This window comes from Streptomyces sp. NPDC017676, from assembly GCF_044329325.1.
Taxonomy (GTDB): Bacteria; Actinomycetota; Actinomycetes; order Streptomycetales; family Streptomycetaceae; genus Streptomyces.
In genome coordinates this window covers 220,048-233,506 of sequence record NZ_JBIRJA010000006.1, presented here as the reverse complement: position 1 = coordinate 233,506, position 13,459 = coordinate 220,048, and the positions used below count along the sequence as shown (strand labels likewise).

Genomic DNA, 13,459 nt, shown 5'->3' with positions numbered 1-13,459 from the left:
GGGTGGTCCGCCCCCGCCCTGGGCGTGAGACTGCTGGGGCACCGCCCCCGCGCCCAGCGTCGCAGCCCAGGAAGGGAACGCCCGCCCCCATGACCACGCTCACCGAGCAGGACAGTCTCTGGATCCGCCGCTACCATCCCCGCCCGGACGCGGCGGCCAGGCTGGTGTGCCTGCCCCACGCCGGCGGCTCGGCGACCTTCTACCACCCGGTGTCGGCGAGCATGCCGGCCTCCGTGGACGTCCTCGCCGTGCAGTACCCGGGGCGCCAGGACCGCCGCAACGAGCCGTGCGTCGAGAGCATCCGTGAACTCGCCGACCAGGTCACCGCCGTCCTGCTGCCGTGGGCGGACCGCCCCCTGGTCCTCTTCGGCCACAGCATGGGCGCCACCCTCGGCTTCGAGGTCGCCCGCCGGCTGGAACGCGACCACGGCATCGTCCCGCGCGCACTGTTCGCCTCCGCCCGCCGGGCCCCCTCCTGCCCGCGCCATGAGACGGTGCACCTGCGCGACGACGACGGACTCGTCGAGGAGATGCGTCAGTTGAGCGGCACGGACGCGTCGATCCTCGACGACGAGGAACTGATCCGCATGGCCCTGCCCGCGATCCGCGCCGACTACCGCGCGGCCGAGACCTACACCTACGAGCCCGGCCCCGACCTGGCCTGTCCCATCGTCAGCCTGGTCGGCGACGACGACCCCAAGGTCACCGTGGACGAGGCCCGCGCCTGGTCGCGCCACACGGACACGGCATCCGAGTTCCACGTGTTCCCGGGCGGCCACTTCTACCTGACGGCGCACGCCCAGGACGTCCTGGACCTGCTGGCCAAGTGGGCGGTGCGGTCGTGACGTCGGTCCTGATCACCGGGTGCAGCAGCGGCATCGGCCTGGAGACGGCGCTGGCGTTCGCACGGCGCGGGGACCGCGTCCACGCCTGCGTCCGCGACCCCGCCGGCGCCGACGAACTCCTGCGGCGCGCCCACGCCGAGGACCTCACCCTCGACGTCCCCCGGCTGGACGTCACCGACGACGCCTCCGTCACCGCCGCCGTCAGCGCGGTGCAGGACCGGCACGGCCCCGTCGACGTGCTGGTCAACAACGCGGGCATCGACCGGACCGGACCCGTCGAGACCATGCCGCTCGACCAGGCGCGGGCGCTGATGGAGACCAACCTCTGGGGCCCGCTGCGCGTGTCCCGCGCCGTGCTGCCCGGCATGCGCGCACGGGGCAGCGGAGTCATCGTGAACGTCTCGTCCCTCGCCGGGCGGACGTTCGCCGTGCCGCACGGCGGCTTCTACGCGGCGAGCAAGGCCGCCCTGGGCGCGCTCAGCGAGGCCCTGTACGCGGAGGCCAAGCCCTTCGGCATCCGGGTGGTGTGCCTGGAACCGGGCAGCTTCGCCTCCCGCATCCAGGGCAGGTCCGTCGCCGGCGTGACCGACGGGGAGCCGTCCGAGGCCGACCCGTACCGCGCGGACCACGCCTGGCTGGCCCGGTTCCTCGCCCGCGTCGCGGAGGGCGCCGCCGACTGCGCGGAGGCGGCCGAGGCCGTCGTCGCCGCCGCCGACGACCCCGGCACCCCGCTGCACACGGTGGTCGGCAAGGACGCGGAAGCGGCGCTGGGGTTCCTGGCGGGCGTCTCCTACGAGCAGTGGCTGCCCCGCTTCCTCGGCCAGGCCGAGTCCCTGGCGGGACCCCGGCCCGCCCCGTGAACGAGCGGCCGCCGGCACGGCGTGGGCCTCGGAGGTGACAGCCACCTCCGAGGCCCACGCCGTACCGGCGGCCGGCGGACGTTCAGTCGTGCACGCGGATCGACTGCGCCGGGCACAGGTCGGCCGCCCGGTGGACCTCCTCGGTCAGATCCGCGCCCGGGACCTCCCGCAGGACGAGGACGAGACCGTCGTCGTCCTGGTCGAACACCTCGGGGCTGAGCATCGCGCACTGGCCGGAGCCCACGCACCGGTCGCGGTCGGCGGTGACACGCATGAGGGGGACTCCGTTCGGGTCGGCCGTCACCAGGTGACGGGGAGTTCGTAGACGCCGTAGACCATGGCGTCGTCCTTGAAGCGCAGCTCGTCCGGCTCGGCCGCCAGCCGCAGGCCGGGGACGCGGCGCAGCAGCGTGCCGTAGACGGTCTCCAGCTCCACCCGGGCCAGGTTGGCGCCGATGCACTGGTGGATGCCGTAACCGAAGGCGAGATGGCTGCGGGCCTCCTTGCGGCGGATGTCGAGGGTGCCCGGGTCCGGGAAGACGGACTCGTCGTGGTCGGCGGCGTTGTTCAGGGCGAGGATGCCCTCGCCGGCGCGGATGGTGACACCGCCGACCTCGATGTCCGCCACCGCGACCCGCGCCGTGCCGGAGTCGGAGATGGAGAAGACGCGCAGCAACTCCTCGATGGCGTTCGGCAGGAGCGCGGGGTCGTCCCGCAGCGCCGCCATCTGCTCGGGGTGCTCCAGCAGGGCCAGCACACCGAGGGCGATCATGTTCGCCGTCGTCTCATGGCCGCCGACCAGCATCAGCCGGGCCATCGTCACCACGTCGGCGTGGTCGGCGACCCGCTCGGTGCGGTTCTTCTCCAGGAACCGGCTGATGAGGTCGTCACCCGGCTCGTTCTCCTTGAGGGTGACGAGCTTGTCGAGGTACATGTCCAGGGCCTGCACCGCCGCCCCGTACTCCGCCGGGCTCAGATCGTGGTTCATCATCGCCGCCGACCACTCCTCGAACTGGGCGTGGTCCTCGTACGGCACGCCGAGCAGTTCGCAGATGACGAGGGACGGCACCGGCAGCGCGAGCGCGGTGACCAGGTCCACCGGGCCGCCCTTCGCCAGCATCGCGTCGACGTGCTCGTCCACGATCTGCTGGATGCGCGGCCGCATCTCCTTCACCCGTCGCGCGGTGAACTCCGGGATGAGCATGCGCCGTTGGGCGCTGTGCTCCGGCGGGTCCATGTTGAGCATCATCAGCCGGACCTGCGCCAGCATCTCCTCGGGGATGTGGAACTGGTGCGGGTAGCCCGGCAGTTTCAGGTTGGAGCTCACCCGGCTGTCGCCCAGCACCTGCCGGACGTCCTCGTGCCGGGTGACCAGCCAGGTCGGCTTGCCGTTCACCTTCAACGCGGCACGCGAGACGGGGGCGTTCGCACGCATCCCGGCGTACTCCTGCGGCTCGCTGAACGGACAGGTGCGCCGCATCGGGAACCGCGGGAGCGTCGGGTCCGTCTCGGGTACGGCGTCGGCGGACTGGGTCATGGCTGCCTTTCGGAACGTGTCGGTGACGGAAGCGGGGTACGGGGGCGGGGTCGCGGTGTCACCAGGTGACGGGCAGCTCGTACAGGCCGTAGACGATCGCGTCGTCCTTGAACCGCAGCTCCTCCACCGGGGCGGCCAGGCGCAGCGTCGGCACGCGCCGCAGCAGCGTCGAGTAGACGACGTCCAGCTCCATGCGCGCCAGGTTCTGGCCGATGCACTGGTGGACGCCGTAGCCGAACGCCAGGTGGCTGCGGGCCTCGCGCCGCACGTCGAGGCGGTCGGGGTCGGGGAACACGCGCTCGTCGTGGTTGGCCGCGTTGTTCAGCGGCAGGATGCCCTCGCCGGCCCGGATGGTGACCCCGCCCAGCTCGATGTCCTCCAGGGCGACCCGGGCGGTGCCCGCGTCGGAGATGGAGAAGAAGCGCAGCAGCTCCTCCACCGCCTTCGGCATCAGCTCGGGCTCCTCGCGGAGGGCGGCGAGCTGCTCGGGGTGCTCCAGCAGGGCCAGCATGCCCAGCGCGATCATGTTGGCGGTGGTCTCGTGCCCGGTGACCAGCATCAGCTTGGACATGCTGACGATGTCGGAGTGCTCCACCGCCGGCGTCTGCCGGTTGAACTCGATCAGCCGGCTGATCATGTCGTCGCCGGGCTCGCTCTCCTTGGCGGTGACCAGCCCGTCCACGTACCGGTCCAGCTCGTAGTGCGCGCGGCCCCGGTCCTCGTCGCTGATGTCGTGGTTCATGATGGCCCACGCCCACTCCTCGAACCGGCCGTGGTCCTCGTAGGGCACGCCGAGCAGTTCGCAGATGACGAGGGACGGCACCGGCAGCGCGAGCGCGGTGACCAGGTCGACCGGACCGTCCGCGCCCTTGGCGAGCATGTGGTCGATCTGCTCGTCCACGATCTGCTGCACCCGGCCGCGCAGCTCACGCATCCGGCGGACACTGAACTCCGGGGCCAGCATGCGGCGTTGGACGGTGTGGTCCGGCGGGTCCATGGAGAGGAAGGTCAGCGGCACCGACTGGAGCGTCTCCTCCGGGACCGGCACCTGGAGGGGATATCCGGGCAGCTTCAGATTGGCGCTGACCCGGGAGTCCCCCAGCAGCTTCTTGTACAGGTCGTGGCGGGTGACCAGCCAGGCGGGCTTGCCGTTCACCTTCAGCAGCGCCCGGGAGACCGGCTCGGTCTCGCGCAGTTCGGCGTAGGCGGCCGGCGGGCTGAAGGGACAGGCCCGCCGCATCGGGAACTCCGGCAGCGCGGCCCCGTCGGCCGGTTCGGCAGGTGCAGTCATCATGTCCTCATCGCACGGAGGGAGCGGGACACGCCGGTCTCGGAGCGGGTCCGGTCCCGGCGCCGGTGCGGCGCTGTCAGCCGCCCCTCGCACGCTAAGCAGCCACGACCGGGGCCCCAACCCCTAGGCGCCCCTAGGGGACACCGTTGTCCCCGGCCGGCCACTGCACCGGCGGCCGACCAGCGCACCGGCGGCCGGTCACCGGACCGGCGGCCGTGCCACCACGCACCGTCGGCCGCCCGGTGAGCAGTGGCCTCGACCGGTGACGCCGTCGGTTCCAGGACCCGGCCCGGTACTCCGACTGTCCGCGTCCCCCGTCATGAGCTCGCGTGGAGACGTGCGATCCGGTTCTTCGGGGCCCGTCGCGGTGCGTGGCCGGGCCGGCGTCCCACCGCCCGCCGACCCCTAGGCGCTGCCCTCCGGGTCGGACTTTGCCTAGGGGCGGTTAGGGGTCCGGCGGCGGCTCGGCGGCGGTTAGCGTCGGCTGCGGAACACGGGCAGAGGCACGGCGGACCGGACGGGGACACGGATCCCCACCGCCCCGGCTCTCCCGGTCCCGGCCGGCGTCCCGTCCCCGGCCGCCGCCGCGTCCCGCAGCCGAGCAGAGGTGATCAGCGTGTCCCCGGATCCCAGCGCGAAGGGCACCGTCCCCTTCGGGGAGTACCGGACCTGGTACCGGGTGACCGGTGAACTCGGCGCGGGACGGCCGGCGGTCGTCGCCGTGCACGGCGGCCCCGGCAGCACCCACGACTACCTGCTGCCGCTGGCCCGGCTCGCCGAGGACGGCTGGCCCGTAGTCCACTACGACCAGCTAGGCAACGGCGGTTCCACCCATCTGCCCGACAGGGGCACCGAGTTCTGGACCGTCGAGCTGTTCGAGAGGGAACTCGCCAACCTGGTCGAGAAACTGGGGATCGCCGACGACTACGTGCTGTTCGGCCAGTCCTGGGGCGGACCCCTGTGCGCCCGGCACGCCATGGCGGCCCCGGCCGGTCTGCGCGGACTGGTCATCGCCAACGCGCCCGCCTCATACCCGATCTGGCTCCAGGAGATGGCCCGGCTGCGCGCCGAGCTGCCGCCGGACGTGCAGGAGGCGCTGCTGCGGCACGAGGCCGCCGGCACCTATGACAGCGAGGAGTACCTGGCCGCGATGCGGGTCTTCTACGACCGCCACGTGTGCCGTGTGACGCCCTGGCCCCGGGACTTCCTGTCCTCCTTCATGGAGATCTACAACGACCCGACGGTCTACTACGCCATGAACGGACCCAACGAGTTCCATGTCATCGGCTCGCTCAAGGACTGGTCGATCGTCGAAGACCTGCACCGCGTCCGCACGCCGACCCTGCTGATCAGCGGCCGCCACGACGAGGCCACGCCGGCCGTCGTCCAGCCGTACCACGACGAGATCCCCGGAGCGCGCTGGGAGATCTTCGAGGAGTCCAGCCACCTTCCGCACCTGGAGGAACCGGAACGGTTCTTCGCGGTGCTGACCGACTTCCTCAAGAGCCTCTGACGTCCACGAGAGCCTCCGACGTCCACGACAGCCTCCGACGTCCACGACAGCCCGCAGAGCTCCGACATCCACGAGTCCGTGAAAGGGGGCGGGGATCCCGCCATGGCACACGACACCGCGCTCGTCTTCCCCGGTATGGGCCCCGTCCCGTTCGCCGAGGTCGGCAGGTTCATGGTGGCCAACCCCTTCGCCCGGGACCTGGTCGCCGTCGCCGACGAAGCGCTCGGCTACTCCCTCGTGGACGCCTTCCGGACCTCACCGGGCGACTACTCCGAGGCCGCCCAGGTCGCCTTCTTCGTCAACTGCCTGGCCTGCGCCCACTGGGCCCGGGACCACCTCGGCGTGGAACCCGACATCGTCGCCGGCCCCAGCTTCGGCGAGAAGGCCGCCCTCGCCTGGACCGGCGTCCTGGAGCTGCCCGACGCGGTCCGGCTGACCGCCGAGATCGCCCGCTGCCTGGAGGAGTACTTCGCCGAGGAGCACCGGGACAAGGTCACCCTGTCCTTCGTCCGCGCCCCCCGCGACGGACTCGACGCCATCCTCGCCGACCTCGACGCGGCGGGGGAGTGGCACGAGATCTCCTGCCACGTCGACGACGGCTTCTACATGGTCTCCCTCTCCGAGCGCCGCGTGGAGTGGATGCAGGAGCGGCTGCGCGCCATCGGCAGCCTCCCGCTGTACACCATGCGGCCCCCCATGCACGCCTCGGCGTTCCGCTCGCTGCGTGACAAGGCCGCGCGCGAGGTGGTGTCCCGGTACACCTTCGCCGACCCGAAGCTGCCCGTCGTAGCCGATCAGGACGGCAGGCTGCTGCACACCGGCGAGGAACTGCGCACCATGCTGCTCGACGGCTTCGACCACCCGATGGACTGGCCGAGCGTCACCACGGCCCTCAAGGACGCCGGCGTCCGTCGCCTGTGCGTCGCCGGGCCCGACAGCCTCTTCGGCCGGGTCCCCAGCACCACCCGCCAGTTCGACGTCGTCGCCGCGCAGCCGCGGCTGGCGATGACCCCCCGGCGCCGCTCGCGCGCCGCCTGACCCCGCCCGACACGTTGGAGGCCCCCATGTGGGACGACCGGTTCGAACAGATACTCCGCCCCTTCCTGCCGTTCCTTCCGCCACAGGAGGAGCTGACGCCGGAATCCGACCTGAAGGACCTCGGCCTGGACTCGCTCGGCACCGTCCAGCTCCTCGGCACGCTGGAGGAGGACTACCAGGTCCGCTTCCGCGACAGCGCGCTGACCATGGACACCTTCCGCACCGCCGGCGTGCTGTGGGACACCGTGCGGAGCATGCTCCAGAGCACCGCGAGCTGACGGGACGGCCACCGTGGACCCCACCATGGACGGCACGCTGTCCGGCCGGTTCGCGCGCGGCCTGGCCCTCGCCCCGGACCGGCCCGCCCTGCGCGCCGACGGCGTCGAGCTCACCTACCGCGAACTGCACGAACGCGCCCTGCTCCTGGCCGGCTCGCTGCTGGCCGGGCTCCCGGAGCGGCAGCCCGCCGTGGGGGTGCTGGCCGGCAAGGGACCCACGGCGTACGCGGCCCTGCTGGCCGGCCTGTACAGCGGCGTCACCGTCGTACCCCTCCAGCCGGCCTTCCCCGCCGCCCGCACCCGGCAGATGATCGAGGCCGCCGGGGTCGGCGCGCTGCTCGCCGACGACGACGCCCTGCCCGCCCTGACCGCGCTGCACGAGGCCGGTGTCACCCTGCCGACCCTGTTCGCACCCGGCGGGCACCCCCTGCCGGCGCTCGCCGTCGACCCGGACAGTGCCCTGAAGGCGCCCCTGCCGGCCCGGCCCACCGACATCGCCTACGTGCTGTTCACCTCCGGCTCCACCGGCCGGCCCAAGGGCGTACCGGTCACCCACGCCAACACCGCGCACTACTTCCGCCTGCTCGACGAGCGCTACGACTTCGGACCGCACGACGTCTTCTCGCAGACCTTCGACCTCAACTTCGACTGCGCGATGTTCGACCTGTTCTGCGCCTGGGGCGCGGGCGCCGCCGTCGTACCGGTCCCGGCACGGGCGTACGCGCACCTGCCGGAGTTCGTGGCCGAGCAGCGGATGACCGTGTGGTTCTCCACGCCCAGCGCGATCACCCTGGTGCGCCGCACCGGCGGGCTGGGGCCGGGCGCGCTGCCGTCGCTGCGGTGGAGCTTCTTCGCGGGGGAGGCGCTCAGCTGCAAGGACGCCGAGGACTGGGCCGCCGCCGCGCCGGGCTCGGCCCTGGAGAACCTGTACGGCCCGACCGAACTCACCATCACCGTCACCGCGCACCGCTGGACGCCCGGCCGGTACCTGAACGACATGGTGCCCATCGGCGCCGTCCACCCCGGCCACGAGACGCTGCTGCTGGACCCCTCCGGGGCGCCCACCGCCGGGGACGAGGGTGAACTGTGCGTCGCCGGGCCCCAGTTGACCCCCGGCTACCTGGACCCGACCGATGACACCGGACGGTTCCTGGAACACGACGGCCGGCGCTTCTACCGCACCGGCGACCGGGTCCGGCGCGCCGGTGACGGCGGCTGGCTGTACCTGGGCCGCCAGGACGCCCAGGTCCAGGTGCACGGGGTGCGGATGGAACTCGCCGAGGTGGACGCCGCCGCGCGCACCTGCCCCGGCGTGGAGGACGCCGTCACCGTGGCGGTGCCCGTGGACGGCACGGTGGAGCTGGCCGTTTTCCACACCGGCGAGCCCGTGCCGCCCGCCCGGCTCGCCCGGCACCTGCGGGAGCTGCTGCCGGCCGCGGTCGTCCCGCGTGCCTTCCACCACCTGGACGCGCTCCCGCTCAACTCCAACCGCAAGACCGACCGCAGGAAGCTCGCCGCCCGGGCCACGGCCATGCGGCAGGCCACCGGGGCGGGACGCACACACGAAAGGCGGCAGGAGTCGCAGTGAACGGTCAACCGACAGCGCAGGCCCGTACCGACGCCCGGGTCCACGACCTGCTCGACGAGGCCACCGCCGAACGCCCCGACGCGCCGGCGGTCACCGACGGCACGGGCCGCTGGACCTACCGGGAACTCGCCGCCCACAGCCACGCCGTCGACGCCTGGCTGGAAGAGCGCGGCATCGGCCACGGCGACCGGGTCCTCGTCCAACTGCCCAGCACCCGCGAACTGGTCGCGCTGCTGTACGGCACCGCGCGCCGGGGCGCCGTCCTGGTCCCCGTCAACACCGGCATGAAGGACTACCACCTGCGGTCGGTCGCCGAGAACGCCGACCCCGCGCTGGTCGTCGTCACCGACCCGGCCGTCGACCGCATCGCCGCCCTCGCCGGCGGCGTCCCGGTCCTCGGCCTCGGCGAGGCGTGGCGGGAGATCACCGCGCTGCGGGTGCGGGGGGCCCGCTCCGGCGGAGCGGACGTCGACCCCGAGGACATCGCCGTCCTCGTCTACACCTCCGGCTCCACCGCCGCCCCCAAGGCGGTCATCTGCCCGCACGGCCGGATGGTCTTCGCCACCGAGGCCATCAACCTCGAACTCGGCTACCGCCCCGACGACGTGGTGTTCTGCCGCTTCCCCATCTCCTGGGACTACGGCCTGTACAAGGTGCTGCTCACCGCGGCCGGCCGCTGCGAGATCGTGCTCGCCGACGGCGAGTCCGACCTGGTGCTGCTGCGCCGCATCCGCGAGACCGGCGCCACCATCGTCCCCATCGTGCCGTCCCTGGCCACCATGATCTGCGCCCTCGCCGAACGCGAACCCGGCCGGGAGTCCCGGGTGCGTATGTTCACCAACACCGGTGCCGCGCTGCCGAAGTCCACCGCCGACGGCCTGCGCACGGCGTTCCCCGGCGCGGAGGTGATCATCCAGTTCGGGCAGACCGAGTGCAAGCGCGTCTCCGTGCTGCCGCCCGCGTTCCAGGACGCCAAAGCGGACTCGGTCGGCCGTCCGCTGCCCGGCACCCGCGCCTTCGTCGTCGACGACGACGGCAACGCGCTGCCGCCCTGGCAGACCGGCGAGATCGTGGTCGAGGGCCCGCACGTCATGCCCGGCTACTGGCGCGCGCCGGAACAGACCGCACGCGCCTTCCGCCCCGCCCCCGACGGCGGACTGCGGCTGCACACCGGCGACTTCGGCCATGTCGACGAGGACGGCTTCCTCTACTACGAGGGCCGCCGCGACGACATGTTCAAGCACAAGGGTGTGCGCATGAGCACCACCGAGATCGAGAGCGCCGCCACCGACGTCCCCGGCGTCCGCGCCGCCGCCGTGCTGCCCCCCGCCCCCGGCCGCGACCTCGCGGTGTTCGCCGAGGGCGACATCGACCCGCACGCCCTGCTGAAGGAGCTGTCCCTGCGGCTGGAGCCCGCCAAGGTGCCCGGCGTGAGCCGCGTCGTGGCCGAGCTGCCGCTGACCCCGCACGGCAAGCACGACCGCAAGCAGCTCGCCCGCCTCCTGGAAGGAACCACCCCGTGACCGGCCCCACCGAGCTGGCCGAACGCTTCGGCACCCCGGCCTACGTCTACGACCTGGACCGGGTGGCGGCGGCCCGCGACGACCTGTTCGCCGCGCTGCCCGACGAGGTCGAGGTGTTCTACGCCGCCAAGGCCAACCCGCACCCCGAACTGCTGCGCGAGCTGCGCTCCGGCGGCACCCGCGGCTGCCGCGCCGAGATCAGCTCCGTCGGAGAACTCGACGCCGCCCTGCGGGCCGGCTTCACCGGCGACCGGATCCTCTACACCGGACCCGGCAAGACCACCGGCGAACTGGCCGAGGCGCTGACGCGCGGCGTCCGCCTGTTCTCCACCGAGTCCTGCGGCGACCTCCGCCGCGTCGGCGAGACGGCGCTGAAGCTCGGCCTCACCGCCGACTGCCTGATCCGGGTCAACAACGCCACCGGCGCCGCCGCCACCAGCATCCGCATGACCGGCGTCCCCTCGCAGTTCGGCTTCGACAGCGAGACCCTGCCCGGCCTCGCCGCCGCACTGCGCGAGGTACCCGGCACGAGCATCGCCGGACTGCACTTCTTCCCGCTGAGCAACGCCAAGGACGAGGCCAGCCTCGTCGCCGAGTTCCGCCACACCATCGCCACCGCCGCCGCCCTCCAGGACGCTCTCGGTGTCACCTTCCGCTTCCTCGACATCGGCGGGGGGTTCGCCGCGCCCTACGCCGTACAGGGCGAGCGGCCCGTCTACGGCGGCCTCCGCGACGCCCTCGCCGAGACCCTGGACGAGCACTTCCCCGGCTGGCGGGACGGCGCCCCGCGGATCGCCTGCGAGTCGGGCCGCTACCTGGTCGCCGACAGCGGCACCCTGCTCACCTCCGTCGTCAACGTCAAGGACAGCCGCGACACCCGCTACCTCGTCCTCGACGCCGGCATCAACACCTTCGGCGGCATGTCCGGACTCGGCCGCATCCTGCCCGTGTCCGTCGAGCCGCACGAGTCCACCGGCGCGGACGGCACCCCCGCGAGCCTCGCCGGGCCGCTGTGCACCCCGGGCGACCTGCTCGGCCGGAACGTCCCGCTGCCCGAGCTGGCACCCGGCGACCTGCTCACCGTGCCCAACGCCGGCGCCTACGGTCCCACGGCCAGCCTGCTGATGTTCCTCGGCCGGCCCGCCCCCGCCGAGATCGTCGTCCGCGGCGACGCCCTCGTCTCCGTCTCCCGCATCCAGCACACCCGCACCTACGACCACGGACAGGCCCTGTGATGAGCCCCTTCCCGACCGCCCCCGCCCCCGAAGACCAGCCCGTCCTCGTGGCCGGCGGCATCTCCGACTCCCACACCTGGAACCTCGTCTACCTCCAGCTCCTCCTGGAGGAGCACGGGCACCGCGTGGTCAACCTCGGCCCCTGCGTCCCCGAGGACCTCCTCATCGCCGAAGCCCTCGCGCACCGCCCGGCCCTCGTCGTGATCAGCAGCGTCAACGGCCACGGCTACCACGACGGCATGCGGACCGTCACCCGGCTGCGCGAACACCCCGGGCTCGCCGGTGTGCCCGCCGTCATCGGCGGCAAGCTCGGCATCGCCGGCCCCTGCGGCGGCGACGAGGTGGCCGCGCTGCGCGCCGCCGGCTACGACGCGGTGTTCGACGACAGCCCCGAGGGCGTCGCCGCCTTCCGGCGGATGCTCGACACGCTGCCGCAGCGGGCCCTGGTGTGACCGGCGTCGGGTTCGGCGCGTTCGTGCGCCGGGCTCACGACGCCGGCCACCTGGTGGTCCAGCCCCGGATGGGGATGAGCAGCCCGGAACGGATGCGGGCCGGGCTGCTCGCCACCCGGAGCGCCGCGGCGACCACCGTCGGCACGATCACCCTGGACAGCTACACCCGGGTCGGCGACCTGGAGTCGGCCGAACTGGCCGTCCTGGAGGGCGTCGCCCTCAACGGCTACCCGATCGTGAGCCACGAGACGACCACCACCCTGAGCGTCCTCGAAGGGATCCACGGCCCCGACTTCCCGGTCCAGGTCCGGCACGGCTCGGCCGCGCCGGAGGACATCTTCCGGGCGCTGACGGCCGTCGGGCTCGACGCCTCCGAGGGCGGACCGGTCTCCTACTGCCTGCCCTACGGCCGGGTCCCGCTGCGCGAGTCCGTCGCCCACTGGGCCGTCTCCTGCGAACTGCTCGCCGCGCGGCGGGAGTCGGGCACCGAACCGCACCTGGAGACCTTCGGCGGCTGCGTCCTCGGCCAGCTCTGCCCGCCCGCCCTGCTCGTCGCGGTCAGCGTGCTGGAGGCGCTGTTCTTCCGCCGGCACGGCATCCGGAGCATCTCGGTGAGTTACGCGCAGCAGACCGACCCGCGCCAGGACGCCGAAGCGGTGGCCGCGTTGCGCAGCCTGTGCGCGCGCCTGCTGCCGGACACCGAATGGCATGTCGTCGTCTACGCCTATATGGGGCTGTTCCCGGAAACCGAGGAAGGTGCCTACCGATTGCTCGGGAAAGCGGCGGAACTCGCCGTCGCCAGCGGCTCCGAACGGCTCATCGTGAAAACCGTCGCGGAATCCCGCCGTATTCCGTCGGTCGCCGAGAACGTCGCCGCGCTCGAACACGCCGCGGCCGTCGCCGCGCGCACACCGCGCGCCCCGCTCGACGGCACCGCCACCCAGACCTACGCCGAGGCGTCGGCGCTGGTGAACGCCGTGCTGGAGCTGGACGACGACCTCGGTGCCGCGCTGCTCGCGGCCTTCGCCAAGGGATATCTCGACGTTCCGTACTGTCTGCATCCGGACAACGCCGGATGCAGCCGGAGTTACATCGCCGCGGACGGCCGGCTGTGCTGGGCCGACATCGGAAGGATGCCGCTGCACGGTGTCGCCGACGTACGCCCGGCCCGGGCCATCACCTCCGCGGAACTGCTCGACTCGCTGTCCTATGTACGCCGTTCGTTCGACCGGCACCACCCCGAGGACACGGCGCCGGTCGATCTGCCGGCCCCTAGGGGTGCTTAAGGGTGTGGCCTTTC

General features: G+C 72.7%; 13 protein-coding genes. 10 read left to right on the top strand and 3 right to left on the bottom strand.

What is annotated here, in order from left to right; all coding sequences use genetic code 11:
• The first annotated feature begins 89 nt into the window (after nucleotides 1-89).
• Both ACH4LD_RS15375 and ACH4LD_RS15370 read left to right on the top strand, forming a co-directional pair.
• The gene (locus tag ACH4LD_RS15375; RefSeq protein ID WP_398055190.1) at nucleotides 90-845 is read left to right on the top strand and encodes a thioesterase II family protein; all 756 of its coding nucleotides are present in this window, start codon (nucleotides 90-92) and stop codon (nucleotides 843-845) included.
• The gene (locus ACH4LD_RS15370; protein ID WP_398055189.1) at nucleotides 842-1,705 is read left to right on the top strand and encodes an SDR family oxidoreductase; all 864 of its coding nucleotides are present in this window, start codon (nucleotides 842-844) and stop codon (nucleotides 1,703-1,705) included. Before ACH4LD_RS15375 ends, ACH4LD_RS15370 begins: the two co-directional genes overlap by 4 nt.
• An 82-nt stretch (nucleotides 1,706-1,787) precedes the next feature.
• On the opposite strand, the gene ACH4LD_RS15365 is transcribed toward ACH4LD_RS15370, so the two are convergent.
• From ACH4LD_RS15365 to ACH4LD_RS15355, 3 genes are read right to left on the bottom strand one after another with little or no spacing between them, the layout of a single operon-like run.
• The gene (locus ACH4LD_RS15365; RefSeq protein ID WP_103817813.1) at nucleotides 1,788-1,979 is read right to left on the bottom strand and encodes a ferredoxin; all 192 of its coding nucleotides are present in this window, start codon (nucleotides 1,977-1,979) and stop codon (nucleotides 1,788-1,790) included.
• 26 nt (nucleotides 1,980-2,005) lie between these two features.
• A complete protein-coding gene (locus ACH4LD_RS15360; RefSeq protein ID WP_398055188.1) occupies nucleotides 2,006-3,241 on the bottom strand; it encodes a cytochrome P450 in 1,236 nt (411 codons plus the stop codon).
• Nucleotides 3,242-3,299: 58 nt separating this feature from the next.
• Nucleotides 3,300-4,532: a cytochrome P450 gene (locus tag ACH4LD_RS15355; protein ID WP_398055351.1), complete on the bottom strand. Its 1,233-nt coding sequence runs from the start codon at nucleotides 4,530-4,532 to the stop codon at nucleotides 3,300-3,302.
• Between the two features lie 616 nt (nucleotides 4,533-5,148).
• Here ACH4LD_RS15355 and ACH4LD_RS15350 point away from each other — a divergent pair.
• The 8 genes from ACH4LD_RS15350 to ACH4LD_RS15315 all read left to right on the top strand — a co-directional run bounded on the left by ACH4LD_RS15350 (nucleotide 5,149) and on the right by ACH4LD_RS15315 (nucleotide 13,445).
• A complete protein-coding gene (locus ACH4LD_RS15350; protein WP_398055187.1) occupies nucleotides 5,149-6,045 on the top strand; it encodes a proline iminopeptidase-family hydrolase in 897 nt (298 codons plus the stop codon).
• Between the two features lie 102 nt (nucleotides 6,046-6,147).
• Nucleotides 6,148-7,083, top strand: a complete 936-nt coding sequence (locus tag ACH4LD_RS15345) for an ACP S-malonyltransferase (protein WP_398055186.1) — start codon at nucleotides 6,148-6,150, stop codon at nucleotides 7,081-7,083.
• A 26-nt stretch (nucleotides 7,084-7,109) separates the two neighbouring features.
• On the top strand, nucleotides 7,110-7,361 hold the full coding sequence (locus ACH4LD_RS15340) for a phosphopantetheine-binding protein (RefSeq protein WP_030656347.1): 252 nt from the start codon (nucleotides 7,110-7,112) through the stop codon (nucleotides 7,359-7,361).
• A gap of 25 nt (nucleotides 7,362-7,386) precedes the next feature.
• Nucleotides 7,387-8,949 (top strand): amino acid adenylation domain-containing protein, encoded by a 1,563-nt coding sequence (locus ACH4LD_RS15335; protein WP_398055350.1) that lies wholly within the window; start codon nucleotides 7,387-7,389, stop codon nucleotides 8,947-8,949.
• Entirely contained in the window at nucleotides 8,946-10,472 is a 1,527-nt protein-coding gene (locus ACH4LD_RS15330) for a class I adenylate-forming enzyme family protein (protein WP_398055185.1), read from the top strand. The genes ACH4LD_RS15335 and ACH4LD_RS15330 overlap by 4 nt, the downstream gene beginning before the upstream one ends.
• The gene (locus tag ACH4LD_RS15325; protein ID WP_398055184.1) at nucleotides 10,469-11,707 is read left to right on the top strand and encodes a type III PLP-dependent enzyme; all 1,239 of its coding nucleotides are present in this window, start codon (nucleotides 10,469-10,471) and stop codon (nucleotides 11,705-11,707) included. The genes ACH4LD_RS15330 and ACH4LD_RS15325 overlap by 4 nt, the downstream gene beginning before the upstream one ends.
• On the top strand, nucleotides 11,707-12,159 hold the full coding sequence (locus ACH4LD_RS15320) for a cobalamin B12-binding domain-containing protein (protein WP_398055183.1): 453 nt from the start codon (nucleotides 11,707-11,709) through the stop codon (nucleotides 12,157-12,159). Before ACH4LD_RS15325 ends, ACH4LD_RS15320 begins: the two co-directional genes overlap by 1 nt.
• The gene (locus tag ACH4LD_RS15315) at nucleotides 12,156-13,445 is read left to right on the top strand and encodes a methylaspartate mutase (RefSeq protein ID WP_398055182.1); all 1,290 of its coding nucleotides are present in this window, start codon (nucleotides 12,156-12,158) and stop codon (nucleotides 13,443-13,445) included. The genes ACH4LD_RS15320 and ACH4LD_RS15315 overlap by 4 nt, the downstream gene beginning before the upstream one ends.
• Nucleotides 13,446-13,459: the final 14 nt, after the last annotated feature.